This is a genomic window from Corynebacterium jeikeium, assembly GCF_028609885.1.
Classification (GTDB): domain Bacteria; phylum Actinomycetota; class Actinomycetes; order Mycobacteriales; family Mycobacteriaceae; genus Corynebacterium; species Corynebacterium jeikeium.
Genome location: NZ_CP063195.1, coordinates 1696804 through 1715988 on the forward strand (window position 1 = coordinate 1696804; position 19185 = coordinate 1715988).

At 62.3% G+C, this 19185-nt stretch carries 20 protein-coding genes; 11 read left to right on the forward strand and 9 right to left on the reverse strand.

Annotated features, from left to right (window positions below; all coding sequences use genetic code 11):
- Positions 1-21: 21 nt before the first annotated feature.
- Positions 22-1029 carry a 2,3,4,5-tetrahydropyridine-2,6-dicarboxylate N-succinyltransferase gene (dapD, locus tag CJEIK_RS07480; RefSeq protein ID WP_005293108.1) on the forward strand — a complete coding sequence of 336 codons (1008 nt, stop codon included), beginning with the start codon at positions 22-24 and terminating at the stop codon, positions 1027-1029.
- Here dapD and CJEIK_RS07485 read toward each other — a convergent pair.
- The 7 genes from CJEIK_RS07485 to typA all read right to left on the reverse strand — a co-directional run bounded on the left by CJEIK_RS07485 (position 1004) and on the right by typA (position 8859).
- Positions 1004-1948: a pseudouridine synthase gene (locus CJEIK_RS07485; RefSeq protein WP_231913398.1), complete on the reverse strand. Its 945-nt coding sequence runs from the start codon at positions 1946-1948 to the stop codon at positions 1004-1006. The two genes, dapD and CJEIK_RS07485, sit on opposite strands and share 26 nt — an antisense overlap.
- Before the next feature lie 26 nt (positions 1949-1974).
- Complete coding sequence (gene dapC / locus CJEIK_RS07490; RefSeq protein ID WP_005293114.1) at positions 1975-3111, reverse strand: succinyldiaminopimelate transaminase; 1137 nt, start codon at positions 3109-3111, stop codon at positions 1975-1977.
- 77 nt (positions 3112-3188) lie between these two features.
- The gene (gene fdxA, locus CJEIK_RS07495) at positions 3189-3506 is read right to left on the reverse strand and encodes a ferredoxin (RefSeq protein WP_005293116.1); all 318 of its coding nucleotides are present in this window, start codon (positions 3504-3506) and stop codon (positions 3189-3191) included.
- A 69-nt stretch (positions 3507-3575) separates the two neighbouring features.
- A complete protein-coding gene (locus CJEIK_RS07500; protein ID WP_005293117.1) occupies positions 3576-4070 on the reverse strand; it encodes a hypothetical protein in 495 nt (164 codons plus the stop codon).
- A gap of 29 nt (positions 4071-4099) precedes the next feature.
- Complete coding sequence (mshB, locus tag CJEIK_RS07505; RefSeq protein WP_005293120.1) at positions 4100-5110, reverse strand: N-acetyl-1-D-myo-inositol-2-amino-2-deoxy-alpha-D-glucopyranoside deacetylase; 1011 nt, start codon at positions 5108-5110, stop codon at positions 4100-4102.
- 3 nt (positions 5111-5113) lie between these two features.
- Complete coding sequence (locus tag CJEIK_RS07510; protein ID WP_005293122.1) at positions 5114-6856, reverse strand: ABC transporter family substrate-binding protein; 1743 nt, start codon at positions 6854-6856, stop codon at positions 5114-5116.
- Between the two features lie 86 nt (positions 6857-6942).
- Positions 6943-8859 (reverse strand): translational GTPase TypA, encoded by a 1917-nt coding sequence (typA, locus tag CJEIK_RS07515; protein WP_034964386.1) that lies wholly within the window; start codon positions 8857-8859, stop codon positions 6943-6945.
- Positions 8860-9159: 300 nt separating this feature from the next.
- Here typA and CJEIK_RS07520 point away from each other — a divergent pair, with 300 nt between their 5' ends.
- The 8 genes from CJEIK_RS07520 to CJEIK_RS07550 all read left to right on the forward strand — a co-directional run bounded on the left by CJEIK_RS07520 (position 9160) and on the right by CJEIK_RS07550 (position 14380).
- Positions 9160-9846, forward strand: coding sequence for an Rv1157c family protein (locus tag CJEIK_RS07520; RefSeq protein ID WP_034964388.1), 687 nt, complete (start codon positions 9160-9162; stop codon positions 9844-9846).
- 152 nt (positions 9847-9998) lie between these two features.
- Entirely contained in the window at positions 9999-10457 is a 459-nt protein-coding gene (locus tag CJEIK_RS07525) for a DUF402 domain-containing protein (RefSeq protein ID WP_005293128.1), read from the forward strand.
- A 106-nt stretch (positions 10458-10563) separates the two neighbouring features.
- Positions 10564-10851 (forward strand): transposase, encoded by a 288-nt coding sequence (locus tag CJEIK_RS07530; protein WP_005293134.1) that lies wholly within the window; start codon positions 10564-10566, stop codon positions 10849-10851.
- A gap of 17 nt (positions 10852-10868) precedes the next feature.
- The gene (locus CJEIK_RS07535; protein ID WP_231913422.1) at positions 10869-11768 is read left to right on the forward strand and encodes an IS3 family transposase; all 900 of its coding nucleotides are present in this window, start codon (positions 10869-10871) and stop codon (positions 11766-11768) included.
- Between the two features lie 164 nt (positions 11769-11932).
- Positions 11933-11986, forward strand: a complete 54-nt coding sequence (locus CJEIK_RS11360) for a chloramphenicol resistance leader peptide (RefSeq protein WP_011113070.1) — start codon at positions 11933-11935, stop codon at positions 11984-11986.
- Between the two features lie 21 nt (positions 11987-12007).
- Positions 12008-13183: a chloramphenicol efflux MFS transporter Cmx gene (cmx, locus tag CJEIK_RS07540; RefSeq protein ID WP_011113071.1), complete on the forward strand. Its 1176-nt coding sequence runs from the start codon at positions 12008-12010 to the stop codon at positions 13181-13183.
- Positions 13183-14172 carry an IS481-like element IS5564 family transposase gene (locus CJEIK_RS07545; protein ID WP_011273866.1) on the forward strand — a complete coding sequence of 330 codons (990 nt, stop codon included), beginning with the start codon at positions 13183-13185 and terminating at the stop codon, positions 14170-14172. Before cmx ends, CJEIK_RS07545 begins: the two co-directional genes overlap by 1 nt.
- Before the next feature lie 37 nt (positions 14173-14209).
- Positions 14210-14380: a DUF402 domain-containing protein gene (locus CJEIK_RS07550; RefSeq protein WP_011273867.1), complete on the forward strand. Its 171-nt coding sequence runs from the start codon at positions 14210-14212 to the stop codon at positions 14378-14380.
- 22 nt (positions 14381-14402) lie between these two features.
- Here the strand turns inward: CJEIK_RS07550 and CJEIK_RS07555 are convergent, their stop codons facing one another.
- Positions 14403-15092 (reverse strand): excalibur calcium-binding domain-containing protein, encoded by a 690-nt coding sequence (locus CJEIK_RS07555; RefSeq protein ID WP_005293143.1) that lies wholly within the window; start codon positions 15090-15092, stop codon positions 14403-14405.
- Positions 15093-15170: 78 nt separating this feature from the next.
- Positions 15171-16340, reverse strand: a complete 1170-nt coding sequence (locus CJEIK_RS07560) for an acyl-CoA dehydrogenase family protein (RefSeq protein ID WP_005293146.1) — start codon at positions 16338-16340, stop codon at positions 15171-15173.
- Positions 16341-16580: 240 nt separating this feature from the next.
- On the opposite strand from CJEIK_RS07560, the gene CJEIK_RS07565 reads away from it, so the two are divergent.
- Both CJEIK_RS07565 and CJEIK_RS07570 read left to right on the forward strand, forming a co-directional pair.
- Positions 16581-17309: a DUF4232 domain-containing protein gene (locus CJEIK_RS07565; RefSeq protein ID WP_005293148.1), complete on the forward strand. Its 729-nt coding sequence runs from the start codon at positions 16581-16583 to the stop codon at positions 17307-17309.
- A 30-nt stretch (positions 17310-17339) separates the two neighbouring features.
- The gene (locus tag CJEIK_RS07570; protein ID WP_011273870.1) at positions 17340-19145 is read left to right on the forward strand and encodes a hypothetical protein; all 1806 of its coding nucleotides are present in this window, start codon (positions 17340-17342) and stop codon (positions 19143-19145) included.
- Positions 19146-19185 lie beyond the last annotated feature (40 nt).

The following is a 19185-nucleotide window of genomic DNA, read 5'->3' on the forward strand; positions in this document are numbered from 1 at the left end:
ACAAATGTAGGATCGACAACCATGACTTCTGCTTATGGAAATGGATTTGCCACCCTGACCGATTCTGGCGATGTGCTGGACACCTGGTTCTTCGAGTTCGACCTGGGTTCAGCTGATACTGGCACCGCCGAAGCGGGTACACAGGTGCTCGATCTTACTGACGCCAGCGCCTCCGCTCCTGATTCCTTCCGCCCCTTTGCCAAGCTGGCAGGCGCGGACGATGTCCGCGGCACCCGCCGCGTGGCGGTGACCACTAAGATTGCCGATCTGGACACCCCTCCCGCCGATGCGTATGACGCCTACCTGCGTCTGCACCTGATCTCCGGCCGGAAGATCAAGCCCCACGGCTGCAACCTAGATGGCCTATTCGGCCTTCTCAGCAACGTTGTGTGGACCAACCACGGACCGTGTGCCGTCCCCGGTTTCGAGTCTGTCCGCGCCCGCCTGCAGGCCGAGCGCGGCCCGGTGACGGTCTACAGCGTGGATAAATTCCCGCGCATGGTGGATTACGTGGTTCCCACTGGCGTGCGTATCGGCGATGCGGACCGCGTGCGCCTGGGCGCCCACCTGGCTGAGGGCACAACTGTTATGCACGAGGGCTTCATCAACTTCAACGCGGGCACGCTGGGCTCCTCCATGGTCGAGGGTCGCATCTCTGGTGGCGTGGTCGTGGGCGACGGCTCCGACATCGGTGGCGGCGCTTCCGTCATGGGCACTCTGTCCGGCGGTGGCAAGGAGGTCATCTCCATCGGCGAGCGTTGCCTATTGGGCGCGAACTCCGGCGTGGGCATTTCCCTGGGCGACGACGTCACGGTGGAGGCCGGCCTGTATATCACTTTCGGCACCAAGGTGACCCTGACCGACGAGGTGGCCAAGCAGTTGGGCAAGCAGGAAGGCGAATCCGTCAAGGCCTCCGAACTCTCGGGCGCCAGCGGCATTCTGTTCCGTCGCAACTCCATCTCCGGCGCGGTCGAGGCCGTCGCAAACGCCTCCGCCGTCGAACTCAACGAGGCCCTGCACGCCAACTAGGCCAGTTCCCCCACTGGGCCCACGGGTCTTCCAGGCAGCGCTCAATTTCGATGCGCTGCCTGTTTTTTAATGACGCCACCAGTGCCAACTCAATAGCGACGGCACGCAAGCGCAACGCGCCCGCACCGGGACGGTATTCCGGGTACGTGTCATCGCCGTAGATGGGAGCGCCCAGGTGATTCATCAGTACCCGCAGCTGGTGCGTGTACCCCGTTAGAGGTTGTAGTTCGTACACGGCGGTGGGAGTGCCCGCGCGTGTAGCTTCCACAGGTCTGGCCTCCGCACCGGCACTGCTGGCCAGCTTCCGAATGCGCGTGACGGTCAGCCGTGACCGTTCCCCGTCCACCACCTTCACCTGCGGATCGTCCTTGATCTTCAGCATCGGCAGCTGCACATCCTGCCACTGTGACCCGATCTCCGGGATGTCCGCGGCCAGTGCTTGATAAGTCTTAGAGACTTCGCGGCGCTGGAATTGGGTCTGCAGGAACCCACGGGTAACCGGGTTACGCGCGAGCACCAGCAGGCCGCGAGTGTCCCGGTCCAGCCGATGGGCTGCCACCAATTCGGGCTCCTGCAAACGTACTCGCATCAGAGACTGCGCGGTAGCGCGCAGCAGCCTACCGTTGGGCGTAGACGGCAAGCCATGTGGCTTATCCACCACCACGGCATCCGAGCCGGAGTACAACACAGGAATGTCCGCCGCCAACAGCTCTTCGGGTTCTTCTGGGAAGTCGGGATAGACCCATGTGGGCGTCCGACCCGCAAGAACTAGCCCCGGAGCCAGCAACGTGCCGGATTCGTAGGGTGAGTCGCCCGCAGCAGCGGCCAGATAGGTGCGGCCATCGTCGGGAACGCGGCCGCTCAGCATGGCTTTAACGGCGGATACGCCGTGGCGCGGCGGCGGGCGCCAGCGTTGCAAGGCGGGGATGAGGCTCAGAGCTCCCGCTACCGGGCGGCTGCGGGATCTTCGCCGGTCAAGCGGCGGGCGGCAGCCTCAATTCGCTCGTCGGTGGCGGTGAGGCCTACGCGGACAAAGTTCTTGCCCTTCGGGCCGTAGAAGTCACCCGGAGCAACGAGGATGCCCTTATCGGCCAGCTCGGCGACAGTTTCGCGACCGTCGCGGCCCTGCGTGGCCCACAGGTATAGGCCACCGTCGGAGTAATCGATGTCGAAGCCAGCCTGCAGCAGGGCAGCCTTCAGCAGGTCGCGGCGGTGGCGGTACAACTGCTTCTGCAGAATCTCGTGGCCATCCTCCACCAACGCGGCCACCATGGCGGACTGGATCGGCCCGGGGTTCATCAGACCCGCATGGCGGCGGATGCCTAGCAGCTCCTGGATCAGCTCGTCGTCGCCGGCCAGCCAGCCCGCGCGATAAGAGGCCAGGTTGGAGGTTTTCGACAGCGAGTGCACCGCAATTAGGTTGGTGAAGTCTCCCCCACACACCTCCGGATCCAAGATCGACACAGGGCGCTCCTCGACCCACCCCAGGCCCAGGTAGCACTCGTCGGAGACGATGATGGTGCCGCGTTCCCGGGCGAACTCCACGAATTTGCGCAGATGATCCACGCCCAGCACCTGGCCGTGCGGGTTCGCCGGGGAGTTCAGGTAGATCAGCGCCGGGGTCTGCGGCCCCAGCTTCAGCAGCGAATCGCTGCGCAGCACGTCGGCTCCGGCCAGGCGGGCGGAGACCTCGTAGGTCGGATAAGCCAGCTCCGGGATCACCACCGTGTGCCCCGCCCCGATCCCCAGCAGGGTGGGCATCCACGCGATGGCCTCCTTGGTGCCGATCACCGGTAGCACCTGGGTATCGGCATCCAGCCCCCGCACCTGGAAGCGGCGCTCCATCGCCCCCACGATGGCCTCACGCAGCTCCGGGGTGCCCTTCGTCTGCGGGTAGCCTGGCTCCGCGGCGGACTCCGTCAGCGCCAGCTGAATGGCCGGGGAGACCGGATCTACAGGAGTGCCGACCGACAAATCCACAATCCCATCTGGGTGACTCGTTGCCTTGGCCTTAGCCTCGGCAAGCGAATCCCACGGGAAGTCGGGCAGTCGGTCGGCTACTTTGGTGCGCTTGAAGGTCATGCTTGTACTTTATACCGCCTGCTTAGTGCGGCCGGCGCTAGCCGGTACAAGTGTGGGCGTCAATAAAGAAAAAGCAGTTAATTCTGCGGCGGCAGGTTAGCGATCAGCTCCGCGTCGAAGTCCTGCGGCCCCAGCTTGGCGGCGCCGCCCGGGGAACCCAGATCGTCGAAGAACGCGGCGTTCGCGTCGTTGTACTCTTCCCACTCGTCCGGCACGTCATCCTCGTAGAAGATGGCCTCAACCGGGCAGACCGGCTCGCAGGCGCCACAGTCCACGCACTCATCCGGGTGGATGTACAGCATGCGCTTACCCTCGTAGATGCAGTCAACGGGGCACTCTTCTACGCAAGCGCGGTCCAATACGTCTACACAGGGCTGCGCAATCGTGTAGGTCATCGTCTAAATACCTACCCTTTCTGGAAAGTTCGTCATACTCCACAGAGCTCTCTTCAAGCTTCTATTCTGTCACTTCAGCGGTTCCAGTGAAAACTGAGGGCGAAGCGGCCACGCGGCCGCTGCCATACCGACCACAAACAGCAGCATAGACCACACGGTCTGCGGCATTAACGTCGCCTCACCGAAAGGCAGCTCCGGCCACATCACGGCCAGCAGATAGCCGGCCAGCCACACGAGCGCGGGAATGCCCGCGATGAGCTTGTTATCGGTCCACAGAAGCGCGGTTTTCGTCACCGCGCGGTTGAAGAAGAACGCAAACAAGATGGTCCACGGCAGCGGTACAAGTGTGTCCCCCACCGTAATGCGCGAGCCGATGTATAAAACGCTGATGAACAGCCCGAACAGCGCGCCGATGGAGAGCCAGACGATGCCGGAAATGCGCTCAGCGCGCGTTGTGTCCTGGCGTGCCTGACTCTTGGTGGGGTGGCCCCAGTTGGGCTCGTCCTTCTTCGCGTTCACGTCGATCCATCCTAGTGCCCTACCCCGCCGGACCTCCAAGGCCACGCGGTGTAGAGCTTAAGTGCCCAGCCGTCTCAGGCCAGCTTTTCCCCCAGCGCGCGGGCGAAGAAATCCTCGGGCACGCCGGGGGCCGTCCAGCCCAGGCGATAGCTTTCGCTGTCCAGCAGCGGCTGCGTAATAAGGTTCGACAGGCAGAACAGGGTGGTTGCTGTGGGGGCCGGCGGGTTAGAGTCCCGCACCTGGTCATTGACGTCCGAGGCCGTGCCATCGGCCACCCAAATCTGGGTGGCGTGGGCACGCATGGCGGCCTGCTTGGCTGCCACGTCCTCTGCGGTTCCGTGAATCACCAGATCGACCTCCGCAGAGGGCACGGTAGCGATCTCCCCTGCGGCAGGCAAGGTCCAGCCTTCGGGCACGGCCGCCGGGTCCTCCTCGAGGCCCTGCATCCCCTCGGCGAACTTCGCTTCCTCCGTCACGCACCACAGCACCTGGCTGGGGACGAATACATCTGCGCCCGCTCTGTCAGCAGCCGCAGCCACACTACTCAGCCGCCGCACGGCCTCGTGCACGATGCGGTGCGCCTGCTTGTGGTCCGGGTGCCCGTAGCCACCGTCAGCGGCATACGTCAGGATCACCTCCGGCCGAATGCGCTGAATCTGCTGGATCAGCTGCTCTACCTGCGTATCCAGCAGGCCCTGCCCTGCCTCTGTCTCGCGCGCAAAAGCCCGCGGATGGCGGATGGACTCACTGCCCTCCATGCCCGAATCCCGCCAGGCACCGCAGCCGCCCAGAAGGTTCGGCCCGTGCTGAACCCCCAGCGCATTGAGCGCCCGCTGCAGTTCCGCAATGCGGTAACCACCGAGCATTCCCGTGCCGTGCTCGTACTGCTGGGCGTCCACAAGAGCTTGGTACTTCTCCCCGATTACCTCGCCTTCCTCGCCGAGGGTGCAGGTGACCACGGCAACGTCGTGCCCCAGCCGCCGCGCCTTTGCCAGCGCCAGCCCCGTCCACAAGGTTTCGTCGTCCGGGTGCGCATGCACCGCCATCACGGTGATTTTCTGTGTTTCGGCGCGGGTGCTGGTCACGGGTTAATCCTCCTGGAGGGCGTTTTCTGCGGCGTTGCGTTTGTTTTCCTCGATGGGGCTCAGGGTCCACCGTGGCGCCGAGATCAGCACCGAGCTGCTGTTATCCAGCGGCCAGTCTTCCAGCCCCGGGGTCGGCCCGTTGAGCCTGTCCGATGTCACCACGGTGAAACGATCGGACAGTATCGGCAACACCGTGGAGATCTCCGCGATCCGCTCGTCCAGCTTCTCTCGCTCGTCGTTGAGGTCGGCGCGGCCTTCGCTGAGCTTGTTGAGGCGTTCTTCCAGGTCGCGGTCGCAGGTACCGCTGAGGTTGCCGCCCTTTGGGGTTTTGGGGTGTGACGCCCCTTCGTCCCCGCTGTCGCTACCCTCAGCCGGGTCCTTCGAGTCTGCGTCGCCAGACGGCTCCGCGGAGTCTTCCTCTTCGGGAGCGGTAGTGCAACCGTACTGTTCCACATAGTCGAAGGTGGCCTGCGGGCTGCGTTGCCACGTCACCACGCCGTCGACTTCTCCCTGCTCCACAGCCGAACCGAGAATCTCCCCCGCCTTGCCAGTGCGAACGGTGGCGGGAATTCCGGCGTGCAGCAGCTGGTCCACGACGGAGCGGGCAGCATCCACCGCCACCTGATCATCAGTGACCGCGCCGATGACGATGCCGTCTGGGCATTGGTCGGACTGCAGGTCACGAGGCATCTCCGCGGCGGTCTTCGGGATGACATTCCAGCGCGGGGCCTCCACCTCGGGATCCTGGGAGACGATCCGCGCTATTCGCTCCGCGTTGATCGCTCCCAGAACCCGGCGGCGGGTTTCCTGGTCAGAGAAGATTGGGCTGGCCTGGTTGAGCTGCAGGTTCAACTGCACTCCCCGAGCGGTGTTGCGCATCTGCGTGTAGGGCAGCTGGTTAAGAGCCAGGTCGGTGGTGGCCGAACGGTGCGTCATGTACATCTGGATCTGCTCGGTGCGCATCATCTGCGCACCTGTGGATTCGTTAGGCACGGCGGTGAAGCGGATGATGTCGGTCTTGGCCGCCTTCGAACCCCAGTAACGGTCGTTGCGCTGCAGTTCCAGCAGGCCGCGCCCCTCGTCCACAGACTTCACGGAGAACTGCCCCGCAGACGCGACGGATCCCCCGTCCATCATCGTGTCGAAGCTACGCCCCTCCGCCCGATAAATATGGCTGGGCAAAAGGTGTGCGAACAGTCGCTTCCAGTTGTTCAGCGGCTTATCGAAGGTAACTTTGAAGCTCTTTTCCTTCTTCTCCGGCTCGATGGAGGTGATGTGGCGGTACAGCCCCTTCGCCTCTGCGAGGGGCTCGTCCACAATCGCTTTATGCAGGTATTGGAAGTCGGAGATAGTGATGGGCGTGCCATCGGACCACTGCGCCTCCGGCTGCAGGGTATAGACCACTTCCGTCGGATTCTCCCGGTCGTTTGGCTTGACCTCGCTGATCAGATCATCGTTGAGGTTCTCCCCCATCGAGCCATCTGTGTAGACACTCGGCAGGGTCAGATCGGCTACTGCCGCCACGACTGGGTTGCGATTGCCCACCAGGTGCGGATTGAGGTTGCCGGTGAAGCGATCCACGCCCACCGTGATCTCCCGCAGGCTCTCGTCAACCGGCTGTGGCTGCTGGGTTTGGGTGGAGGCGGAAGGGTCCTCCACCGTCGGAGCCTCGCCCGGATTCGCCTGGCAGGCGGCCAGCGTTAAGGCGAGTGTCGCCGATGTCAGGGCGGTCGCAGCGGTGGGCATCACACTCCAAAAACCGCGACGGCGCGCGCCGGAGGAACGGCGCGTCGGCGAGCTAGACAGTGGAAAGAGCGGGAACAAGGGCAACTTTAGGAGTTTTTATTGCGCTGCTTCTCGCGGGAACGGGCGCGGGCGCGATCGGTGGCGTTCAGGGTTACCTTGCGCACTCGGATGACCTCTGGGGTCACCTCAACGCACTCGTCGAAGCCACAGAACTCCATGGCCTCTTCCAAGGTGAGGGTGCGAGCCTTGGCCAAGGTCACCGTCGCGTCCGCGGTTGCGGAACGCATGTTGGTCAGCTTCTTTTCCTTGGTGATGTTGATGTCCATGTCCTCGTCGCGGTTGTTCGCGCCGACGACCATGCCTTCGTAGGCCTCTGCGCCCGGCTCGACGAAGAAGGTTCCGCGGTCCGCCAGCTGGATCAGCGCGTAGGCGGTGATCTGGCCGGAGCGGTCGGCAACCAGGGAGCCGGAGGCGCGACCCTTGATCTCGCCCGCCCACGGCTCGTAGCCAGCGGAGTAGCTGTTGGCGATGCCGGTGCCGCGAGTTTCAGTCATAAAGACGGTGCGGAAGCCGATCAGGCCGCGGGCCGGGACGATGAACTTCATGCGGATCCAGCCGGTGCCGGTGTTGTCCATGGACTCCATGCGACCCTTGCGGGCGGCCAGCAGCTGGGTGACGGCGCCGAGGTGCTCCTCCGGGACGTCGATGATCAGGTTTTCGTAGGGCTCGTGAACCGTGCCGTCGATGGTGCGGGTAACCACCTGTGGCTTACCGACGGTCAGCTCGAAGCCTTCACGGCGCATGGTCTCCACCAGCACGGACAGAGCCATCTCGCCACGGCCCTGCACCTCCCAGGCATCCGGGCGTTCGGTGGGCAGCACGCGCAGGGAGACGTTACCGATCAGCTCCTGGTCCAGGCGGGCCTTGACCATACGGGCAGTCAGCTTGTCGCCGCCGCCGCGGCCTGCCATCGGAGATGTGTTCACGCCGATGGTCATGGAGATTGCGGGCTCGTCGACGGTGATGCGCGGGAGGGCGACCGGGTTTTCAGGATCGGCCAGAGTATCGCCAATCATGATGTCCTCGATGCCGGAGATAGCGGCGATGTCGCCTGCAATCATCTCCTCGGCCGGCACGCGGGTCACACCCTCGGTGCGCAGTAGCTCGGCCACCTTGGCGGTCTTGACGTGCTCCTTGCCGTCCTCGTCGTAGTGGATCCAGGCGACCTGCTGGCCCTTACGCAGCCGGCCAGCGTGGATGCGCACCAGGCCAATGCGGCCCAGGAAGGAGGAGGAGTCCAGGTTGGTGACGTGCGCCTGCAGCGGGCCATCCACATCTGCGGAAGGCTCCGGCAGAACGTCGTAGAGCACGTCGAACAGCGGCTGCAAGTCCTCGGAGTCCGGAACGTTACCGTTACCCGGGTTCTCGGTGGAGGCCTTGCCCTCGCGGCCGGAGGTGTACAGCACAGGAAGATCCAGCAGCTGCTCGGCGGCCTCTGCAGCCTCGTCGTCCTCCAGGGTGGAGGCCAGCTCCAGCAGCAGATCCTGGGACTCTTCGACGACCTCGTCAATGCGTGCGTCCGGGCGGTCGGTCTTGTTCACGCAGATGATCACCGGCATCTTGGCGGCCAGGGCCTTGCCCAGCACGAAACGGGTCTGCGGCAGTGGACCCTCAGAGGCGTCAACAAGAAGAACCACACCGTCCACCATGGACAGGGCGCGCTCGACCTCACCGCCGAAGTCGGCGTGGCCGGGCGTATCGATCACGTTAATGATCAGGTCGCTACCCTCTTTACCCAGACCCTTGCGGTGGATGGCGGTGTTCTTCGCCAGGATCGTGATGCCCTTTTCCCGTTCCAGGTCGCCGGAGTCCATCACGCGCTCTTCAACTTCGCCGTGCGAAGAGAAGGCGCCGGACTGGTGCAGCATGGCGTCGACGAGAGTGGTCTTGCCGTGATCGACGTGCGCGACGATGGCGACATTGCGGAATTCAGTCAAAGACACAGATCCGAACTTTCCTTTACTTGGGTGGTTAGAGTCTTGAGTTCAAGCTAGTTGTGCAGCGTAGGCACTTCAGGGGAACCTTTCACAGCCTACTCCTTTAGTCCTCCACAATAACGCATAGGGCGCGAAGAAGTTTTTCCCAAAACCTTGAGAAAAGCTTGCAGACAGGTGTTATTGTTTACAAAAGGTTCCTACCGAACGTTACCTGCGTGACAAATGTGACAGATGTGACTAATGTGGTTTCCATCTTCTGTTTAAACGCATTTAAGACGACTAGATAAAAACCCCGAAAGGTTCACCGTGGCTTTCTCTCGACGCTTGACCCGTGCCGCCGCTGCACTGACCACTGCCTGCGCACTGGCAGTCCCGACCGTGGTGGCTCCTACTACCGCCGGCGCCCAGGTACAGGGCTCCATTGATCACCTGGGCCGCCCCGCGCCACACGTCCTGGATCAGATCGAGGCTTTCGCCAACAACCCGCAGCTGCCGCCGAACGTGAAGGCTTCCCTGAAGAAGCTGGTCGGCTTCTTCCGTGGCGATGGCAAGCCGGGCGTTGACGTTCCGGAGAACGCCCCGGCGTTCACCCAGTTCGGCTGGCCGACCGTTTCCGGCAAGTGCATCGGTGGCAAGAACAAGGCCGTCGGCACCGCGATGGGCGTGCCCGGCCCGGCGAAGCTCCCGCTGCCAGGCGTCGGCGCCGGCGAGGTCAACTTCGTCTTCACCGCAATGGGCACCGGCACGGTTGCTAAGAAGCAGACCACCGCGATGAACGTCCACTGGATCAACATCAACACCGGCAAGATGGGCCGCACCCCGCTGGGCTTCACCGGCATCAACCCGAAGGGCCCGGCCACCGTCAACGGTGTTGCCAAGACCGGCAAGGGCACCGTCATCGCCCTGCTCGAGGGTGGCGTGACCACTCACGAGAAGGAGTCCGGCTACTCCAACTGCAACTTCCTGCCGACCGCGGCACTGCTACAGGTCTAGTAGCTTTCGCCTAGACTCCCGGGGCGCAAACCCCCTCGGCCGCGCATATCTGCGCGGCCTTTTGCATATCCGCATCCATTACCCACACCTCACCGCGCTTAGCCCCCCTTTCCAAACCCCGCCCGCACTACTAGCCACAACCACACAAAACAATGGCCGATCTGCACAAAGTAAAGCAAGAGACCTTCGACCTCTCCCGCGCGATCAACATCGACCCGAAGGGCTTCGAACGCGCCGTCGACGCCTACGAACTGTCCCCCAACCAGCCCGCGGCTGTGCAGCCTGGCACTGCCAACCCCAACCCGGTGCTCTACATGCGCCGCCCCACTCCTGGCCACCCACGCTTCCATTATCTCGAATCCTGGCTAGTCCCCCACCTGGACATTCGCCTCAATAAATTCCACTTCTTCGAGGGCATCGAGCCCACGCAGGACCTCTATATAGACATCGCCTTTATCGAGATTGATGACGCCACCACCCCAGCAACCTGGCGCACCCGCGACATTTACGTGGATGTGGTGACGCACCTCCGCAAGACCCCTTCTCCGGAACGAACTCAGTCGAGCTCTAGCTGTGATGTCCAGGGACGTTGTTCTGGCCCCCGCCCGTAATGACACCGTGCCGATTCAAGAAGTATCTGTCCAGACCGCTTGCCATTGAATGGGGTGTGATGATTCTTGTTGACGGGGAAACCCGTAACCGACAAGGATTGAGAGTATGCCAAAGGCTTATCCACCACAGTTCAAGCAGCAATGCGTTGATGCAGTGCTAGTGCTAGGAAAGACTCGGGAAGAAGTGGCCCGGGAATACGAGGTCTCAGCATCAGCGTTAGGCCGCTGGGTAGCTGCTGCACAAGGCACGCAAGGTACCGGCTCCGGCTCGCACCTACGCAAAGCCGATCCCAACTCGCAGGATTCGGCCGAGTTATCTAAACGAGTTCGTGAACTGGAACTGGAGAACGAGTTTTTAAAAAAAGCGGCCGCCTTCTTCGCCAAGGGCATGTAGACGAGCATTCCTTTGCCCTGATCCGTCATTTTGAAGAAGAAGGCACATTTACGGTGACTATGATGGCCCGACTTCTACGCGTGAGCCGTGCCGGCTACTACGGGTGGAAAAAGCGCCGAAACCAGAATTATCCTTTATCTACTCCACGAGGATTTCGTGACCAGATTGCCGACGACGTCAGAGAAATCTTCGCCAAGCATAATGGTTTCGCCGGCGTACGTACCATCGCCACAGAACTAGGCACGCGTGGTATTACAGCCACGTTGTATGCCGTGCGTAAAACCATGCGGACGCTAGGGCTAGTAACTAAGTATCGCCGAGCGTTTAAACGCACGACCATTGCCGATGCCAACGCCCGAGACCGCAGCGATCTTGTACGACGCAATTTCACTCCACCAGTTCCAACAACTTACTTGTGCGGTGATATTACCTACCTTCGTACCGGGCAGGGTTGGATGTATTTAGCGACAGTGATTGATTTATCAACCAGGATGGTCACAGGCTGGCAGGTAGCCGATCGTATGACCAGCCAGCTGGTCATTGACGCACTGGACATGGCTCATCGCAGTGGCTATGTCGCAGGTAATGCCATATTTCATTCCGATCGCGGCGCCCAGTACACCAGTGCGGCATTAAGTCAGTGGGCCGAGAACCATGATGTTCGCTTATCAGTCGGCGAGGTCGGCGTGTGCTGGGATAACGCTGTGGCGGAATCGTTCTTTTCCACCCTGAAACTGCATTTACTCTACGAGCGGAAACAGTTCGTTTCCAAACTCGAAGCGCGAACCAGTGTAGGCGAATGGATCGAGGCCTACTACAACCGCCGACGCATCCACACCAGCACCGAAGAAATCCCTAAGAAAGCAATGGACGACTTCCTGACCACACCTGTGACTACCGCCGCGCAAGCGGCCTAACCAACAAACTAAAGAGTTTCACCGTCAACAAAACTTGACACAGCCCAGAAGGCATGTTAGAGTTTGGGGCATGTCGAGTCCCGAATCAGACAGGTCAGGGGTTGTCGGTCACACCGCCAGCCCCTTGAACCACTAGTTACGACGCCCACGATCTGTGTGGGCGTATGTCTGGCGTACCCGGGGCGCTGGCCGTGGTGACAAGAAGAACCATTTCTTGATCTCACACCTCGGAGTACTCGATGCCTTTTGCCCTCTACATGCTTGCCCTGGCGGTCTTCGTCATGGGCACTTCAGAATTCATGCTCGCGGGATTGCTCCCCGCGATCGCGACCGAACTTGACGTCTCGGTCGGCACTGCGGGCCTGCTGACCTCCGCATTCGCAGTCGGTATGGTCGTCGGCGCGCCAGTGATGGCGGCATTCGCTCGCCGTTGGCCACCGCGGCTCACATTGATCGTTTGCCTTCTCGTGTTCGCGGGAAGCCACGTCATCGGAGCGATGACACCAGTGTTCTCTCTCCTGCTCATCACCCGGGTGCTCAGCGCTCTCGCAAACACAGGATTCCTCGCCGTAGCACTGAGCACGGCCACTACCCTCGTGCCAGCGAACCAGAAGGGGCGTGCACTGTCGATCCTGCTCTCCGGCACGACGATCGCAACCGTCGTGGGCGTCCCCGCCGGGGCACTGCTCGGCACAGCGCTGGGCTGGCGAACGACGTTCTGGGCGATCGCCATCCTCTGTATTCCCGCGGCCGTTGGAGTCATTCGTGGCGTCACGAACAATGTTGGTCGGAGCGAGACTAGCGCGACCTCACCAAGGCTCCGTGTCGAGCTCAGCCAGTTGGCGACGCCGCGGCTCATCCTGGCCATGGCACTCGGAGCGCTGATCAACGGAGGGACCTTTGCGGCATTCACCTTCCTGGCACCCATCGTGACCGAGACCGCGGGCTTGGCCGAAGCGTGGGTGTCCGTCGCGCTGGTGATGTTCGGCATCGGATCGTTCCTTGGCGTCACGATCGCAGGACGACTATCAGATCAACGACCTGGCCTCGTGCTCGCAGTCGGCGGACCGCTATTGCTGACAGGCTGGATCGTGTTGGCAGTGGTCGCATCTCATCCCGTTGCGCTTATCGTCCTCGTCCTCGTTCAGGGATTCCTGTCGTTCGGCGTCGGCAGTACTCTGATCACGCGTGTGCTGTATGCAGCATCGGGTGCGCCAACGATGGGCGGTTCGTACGCAACCGCAGCATTGAATATCGGAGCTGCAGCGGGGCCCGTGCTTGGTGCGCTCGGGCTCGCGACCGGGCTGGGGCTGCTCGCGCCGGTTTGGGTCGCTTCGGTGCTGACAGCGATCGCTCTCGTCATCATGCTTCTCACCAGACGCGCGCTTACGAAGACCGCGGCGGAGGCCAATTGATGACCCATCCGAACGCTCTTCTCACTCCTCGTGCCCGTCTCCGGTTAGCTCGGCTGATTGTCGAAGACGGCTATCCGGCCACGATCGCCGCAAAGATGTTCATGGTCTCCCCGATCACTGCCCGGAAATGGGCAGGCCGCTACCGGGAAGAGGGTGAGTTTGGGATGCAGGATCGCTCCAGCAAGCCGCACCGGATCCCAGGCAGGACGCCCGAGCATGTCAAGAAGAAGATCATCAACCTGCGCTGGCGGCTTCGACTGGGGCCAGCCCAGATCGCTGCGCGACTTGGTCTCTCGACGTCGACTGTTCACGCGGTCCTCGTCCGTTGCCGCGTGAACCGCCTCTCGCATATCGATCGTGTCACTGGCGAGCCATTGCGGCGATATGAGCATCCTCATCCGGGATCGTTGATTCATGTCGATGTCACGAAGTTCGGCAACATCCCCGACGGCGGTGGACATCGTTACGTAGGTCGGCAGCAAGGCGCACGGAACAAGCTCGCGACTCCGGGATTACCACGAGGAAAAGATCACAAGCCGCGCACCGGGACGGCGTTCGTTCACACAGTCATCGACGACCACTCCCGCGTCGCATACGCAGAAATCTGGTCGGATGAGCAGGCGAGCACAGCGGTGGGAGTTCTCGAACGCGCCGTGGCCTGGTTCGCCGAACGAGGCGTGACCGTCGAGCGAGTCCTATCCGACAACGGGTCGGCATACAGATCCCACGCATGGAGGGACTTCTGCGCTCGGCTCGGCATCCGACACAAGCGGACACGCCCCTACCGGCCGCAGACGAACGGGAAGATCGAGCGATTCCACCGCACGCTCGGGGACGGCTGGGCCTATGCCAGGTTTTACGGTTCAGAGGCCGAACGACGCCTGGCGCTGCCCGGCTGGCTCCACTTCTACAACCACCACCGACACCACTCTGCGATTGGCGGCGTACCCTTCGACCGACTCAACAACGTCCCTGGACATCACATCTAGCTACGTCCCGGGCACATCCTCAAAGGCGCAAGTCCAGGTGCTGGACCTGGACGAGTTGGGCGAAGCACTCCTGGCGGGTTACATCACCGCCGACGAAGCCCGCCGAGCGCTGGATTCCACGCAGCGGCTGCTGGATGGGCTGCACGAACACGGCAGCGTGGCCGATTGGCTGGCCGCCCAGGGCGTCCAACTTCGTCGCACTGCCTAAGCCAGCCACGAGTTAAAACAGACTAGTACCTCGGGCGCTTCTCGCAACCTACGCCATCGCCGTCACGGTCAAAGCGGCTAGAGAAACCTGCATCCCTCTGGTAGATCGGACGCCCCAAACGATTCCAAACGTCTTTACAGTTCTGGTAGTAGACGTTCTGCGCACGCGCTGGAGCCGGGCGCTTAGCCGGAGCCGGGCGCTTAGCTGGAGCCGGCTTGGCAGCAACGGGCTTCTTAGTTGGTGCCGGCTTAGGCGCCTTCTTCACTGGCACCTTCTTTGCCGGCGCAGGTTTTGCCGGAGCCTTCTTCGCCGGAGCGGGAGGCGCAGGCGGATTAGGGATCAAGCCGGGCAGAGGATTGGGGATCAGTCGGGACTGAACCGCCCAGTTCACACCCGCAGCAATCAAAGCACCCACCGCAAGGCTTCCGACAATCGCACCAATAACCGTCTTCAAGTCAGTGGATCCAACTGGCTTGGAGCTTAGCTCTGCACCCTGCGGGTCATCGGAGGGGTTCTGACCATCTTCAGAACCATTCTCCTTGCCCTTACCTTCACCCTCGTCCGTGCCAGGATCCTTCACCTCGGGATTGGGTGCCCCTTGAGAGGAGGAATCTACTGGAATACCCGCTGCATTATCCTGTGCAGCAGCTGGGGAAATACCGCCCATGACCAGGCTGACCGAAAGCGCAGCCACGATTACTTTTTTCATCATGACGTAAGAATAGACCGCTTTCTAACTCCGCTCTAAGCAAGAGCTTAAGAAGGGGTAGTTTTTTTACTACCCCTACCGCTACGCCAGGATCTGGCGGCCCATCACCATACGGCAGATCTGGTTGGTGCCCTCGTAGATCTGGGTGATCTTCGCATCGCGCATCATGCGCTCCAGCGGGAAGTCGCGGGTGAAGCCGTAGCCGCCGAGCAGCTGGACGGCGTCCACCGTGACCTCCATGGCCACGTCGGAAGCAAATGCCTTGGAGCCTGCCGCCATGAGGCCCAGCTTGGCACCATCCTCAGCCACGCCGCGCTCCGCGTTGGAAGCCGCGGTGTAGATCATCAGGCGGGCGGCGTCGATCTTCATCTTCATGTCAGCCAGCATGAACTGGGTGTTCTGGAAGTCGGCGATCGCCTTGCCGAACTGCTTACGCTCCTTCACATACGCAACGGCCTGGTCGAACGCACCCTGGGCGATACCCAGAGCCTGCGCGCCGATGGTCGGGCGGGTGTGATCCAGGGTCTGCAGAGCGGTCTTGAAGCCAGTGCCTTCCTCGCCGATCATGCGGGAAGCCGGAACGCGGCAGTCCTCGAACAAAAGCTCGGCCGTGGGGGAACCCTTGATGCCCAGTTTGTGCTCGTAACCGGAAACGCTGAAGCCTGGGTCGTCCTTGTTCACCATGAACGCAGAGATGCCGCGTGCGCCAGCCTCCGGATCGGTCACGGCCATCACGGTGTACCAGGTGGACTTACCACCGTTGGTGATGAAGCACTTGGAGCCGTTAATAACCCACTCGTCGCCGTCGCGGACAGCGCGGGTCTTCATCGCGCCGGCGTCAGAACCAGCCTCGCGCTCCGTGAGCGCGTAAGAGGCCATCGCACCGTTAGCAATATCTGGCAGCACTTCCTTCTTCAGCTCCTCGGAGCCCTGCAGGATCAGGCCCATGGTGCCCAGCTTGTTCACAGCCGGGATGAGGGAGGAAGAACCACAAACGCGGGCAACTTCTTCGATGACGATAACTGCTGCGAGGGAGTCGCCACCCTGGCCGCCGTACTCCTCCGGAACGTGGATAGCGTTGAAGCCCGCGGCGTTCAGAGCCTCTAGGGCCTCCTGCGGGAAGCGCTCTTCTTCGTCAACGTCCTTGGCGTGCGGAGCGATCTGCTGCTCAGCCAGGTCGCGGATAGCCTCGCGCAGTGCGAGGTACTCGTCGGGCAGACGGAATGGTTCGAAATCAGGGTTGAAGCCCATGGTTAATTCTTCGCCTCTCTAGCAGTGAAGTTGAGAACGTTCTTTCCCACCGAGTGTAATGCGCTCCGGCGATTCGGTGATCTGAAAGCGATATTTACATAAAGAACCTTACATACAGCTACGGCCACCCCCTCAGTACTCCCCTCCCCGGATACGGCCACATCACTTTCCGCTCACCATTCGGTAACAAAACGCCAATCTCATTGGCCACATACATACCTTGTGTTTACAGTGTTATCCATGAAGAGCCTTCGCCGTCGTCCGGTTATCTCCCGATCCCGCGCTCCCCGCTCCGCCCTGGCCGCGGGTGCAGCCGCCCTGCTACTTGCCGGTGGTTCACTCACCCTGACCGCCTGCGACGACGAGGAGACCACCCCCTCCAACGCAGCGTCTACTCAGGAATCCGCAGAGGAAAGCTCTGCCCAATCCCTCACTGATCACAGCACTGCCAGTACCGGCGCAGCCAACAGTAAGGCCGAAGACGGCTCCGTGGGCAAGGGCGGCATGTGTGCCACCAATGATCTAGAGATCACCACCGCCGACTCGCAGGGCGCAGCCGGCTCCACGCTGGTCAACGTCGTCTTTAAGAACACTTCCTCCAAGCCGTGCTCGATGCGTGGCTTCCCGGGCGTATCCATGGTCGCAAACCACAACGGCACCCAGCTGGGCAAGCCCGCGCAGCGGGAGAAGGACGTGCCCAGCAAGGACGTAAAACTCGACCCCGGCGCATCGGCCATCGCGCCCATAAAGATCACTCAGGTTGGCGCCCTGGATCCGCAGGAGTGCAAGCCCCAGGATGCTGACGGCCTGCGCGTCTACCCGCCGGAGCAGACCAAGGCCGCCTATGTGCCGATGAAGAACCTGGAGGGTTGTTCCGGGGAAGTCGAGTACCTGTCGGTGCAGCCCGTCAGCATGGGCGATCACAGCGGCCAGGCCGGCACCGGCCAAGGCGACCAAGACGGCGAGTAGCGCCGCCCACAAGCCCACGCCCCACCCACCGTGTCTTTACTCCACAGCTCTTCCCGCACCGCACCCCGCCGGTTCACCGCATGGCTGGCTGCGGTGGCTTTGCTCTCCCTCCTCGTCCGTGGCCTCCAGCTGGGCCAGCGCACGTTCTACTGGGATGATTTCCTCATCCCTGCTACCTTCAGCGGCGGTTCCCTCGGCGACTATTTCGCCAGTTACGATGGGCACCTCATGCCGGCTTCCGCACTCGTGCAGGTGCTAGCCCATCGAATTGCGCCGCTCAATTGGTGGCTCCCCGTCACTGTGCTGATGCTGCTCAGCGCCCTCGCCGCGGCACTCTGGGCGAAGGTGTGCGTGCAGCTCGCCGGCCGCAGCCTCGCCACCCTGGGGCTTTACACCGCGCTCCTTTTCAGCCCTTTCCTCATGGACGCCGCCGGTTGGTGGTCTGCAGGCATCAACGCGCTGGCCTGGCAGATCGGCATGGCGGGATTCATGGTGTGCCTGCTCTCCGCGCGCCGGTCTCTCCCCCGCTACTCCTTGTGCGCCACCGGGTTTCTGCTTTTAGCCCTGCTGTTCACGGAGAAAGCCCTCACGATCGTCCCGGCCGCCCTCGCCCTCGCTGTGCTGGCAGGCATGGCCCGGCGCGACATCGCCCGCTTCTTCGCTGCGCCCGGCGCGCTCTTTGTCGTCTGGTCGCTGCTCTTCCTCACCCTCTCACCTCTGCCGCGCGAGGAGTCGAATAGCCAGTCGCTGTGGTCGGCGCTGCCCAATAGCCTGTTCGCCACCGTGATCCCCGGCGCGCTGGGTGGTCCGTTGTCGTGGGATCGTTGGTCGCCCTCCAGCACTTTCGCCACCGCTCCGACGTGGTGGAGTGTCGCCAGCGCTATCCTGCTGCTCGCCCTCGCCGCTTTCTGGCTGCGCCGCGATACTCGCCACCGTCTTCTCGGCCTGTTCCTGGTGCTCGGCTATCTGGCCGCCATCTACATACTGCTTGGCCGCGCCCGCAACAGCACCGGCACCTCTGGTCTGCTACTTTCCTCTATGCACTACTTCGCGGACTGGTTTACCTTCGCCGTGCTGGTGGTAGGTTGTTGCTCCCTTTCTTATGGACGCCCCCACGTCGCCAACCGCCCCACCCCCAGCTTCGCGGCCGCGCGCTCCCGCTGGGTTGGGGTGGGCGCGATTCTCAGTGCTGTGGCCATCAGCATCGTCTCTACCTACACCTGGGTTGGCACGTGGAGCAATGACCGGACCGCCGACTACCTGGCCAACCTGCGCACCTCCACGAAGTTGGACGGTTCGGGGGAACCGCCGCAACTGCTGGATCAGCCGGTTCCGCTGGACATTCTCACCCCGGTGGTGCACCCCTACGACCGCGTCTCCGCGCTGACTGGCCAGCCCGCGGCAACGCAGGTAGACGAGCCACCACGGATCATCGACGAGTCGGGGAAGATTGTGGATGCGGAGGTGGTGGCGTCCGCAACAAGCACCGCAGGTAAAGAACCCGAGTGCGGGGTGCGCATCGCCGCGGGGCACTCCCAGGCTATCCTGCTGGATAACGCACTGCCGTTCGGGGATTGGACGTGGCAGCTGAACGCGACAGCCAGCACGGATATGACGTTGACCATCACCACCCCCAACGGGCTCGAGGATGCCAAGGAGACCAAGAGCCGTGCCGTCGATGTACACCTTGGCACGGAGCTCAAGCCCCGCTGGGTGCGGGTTTCCGGTGGTGGCGGAATCCTGCTGGTGCGAGCAGAAGCGGATTCCGGTGCATCTGACGAATACGTCTGCATCGGGGCGGGTGGCATCGGTCCGCTGGTGGCGAAGGCGGACTAAAGCTGGGATAGCTGGAATAGTGTGCCTTTCCGTACCGTTG

Bases quoted from the DNA above. Each gene is read 5' to 3' on its own strand.
- CJEIK_RS07565 (WP_005293148.1), top strand. From the start codon at position 16,581: ATGAAGAGCCTTCGCCGTCGTCCGGTTATCTCCCGATCCCGCGCTCCC.
- CJEIK_RS07525 (WP_005293128.1), top strand. From the start codon at position 9,999: ATGGCCGATCTGCACAAAGTAAAGCAAGAGACCTTCGACCTCTCCCGC.
- fdxA (WP_005293116.1), bottom strand. From the start codon at position 3,506: ATGACCTACACGATTGCGCAGCCCTGTGTAGACGTATTGGACCGCGCT.
- cmx (WP_011113071.1), top strand. From the start codon at position 12,008: ATGCCTTTTGCCCTCTACATGCTTGCCCTGGCGGTCTTCGTCATGGGC.
- dapC (WP_005293114.1), bottom strand. From the start codon at position 3,111: ATGACCTTCAAGCGCACCAAAGTAGCCGACCGACTGCCCGACTTCCCG.
- dapD (WP_005293108.1), top strand. From the start codon at position 22: ATGACTTCTGCTTATGGAAATGGATTTGCCACCCTGACCGATTCTGGC.
- CJEIK_RS07530 (WP_005293134.1), top strand. From the start codon at position 10,564: ATGCCAAAGGCTTATCCACCACAGTTCAAGCAGCAATGCGTTGATGCA.
- CJEIK_RS07510 (WP_005293122.1), bottom strand. From the start codon at position 6,856: ATGCCCACCGCTGCGACCGCCCTGACATCGGCGACACTCGCCTTAACG.
- CJEIK_RS07545 (WP_011273866.1), top strand. From the start codon at position 13,183: ATGACCCATCCGAACGCTCTTCTCACTCCTCGTGCCCGTCTCCGGTTA.
- CJEIK_RS07555 (WP_005293143.1), bottom strand. From the start codon at position 15,092: ATGATGAAAAAAGTAATCGTGGCTGCGCTTTCGGTCAGCCTGGTCATG.
- CJEIK_RS07560 (WP_005293146.1), bottom strand. From the start codon at position 16,340: ATGGGCTTCAACCCTGATTTCGAACCATTCCGTCTGCCCGACGAGTAC.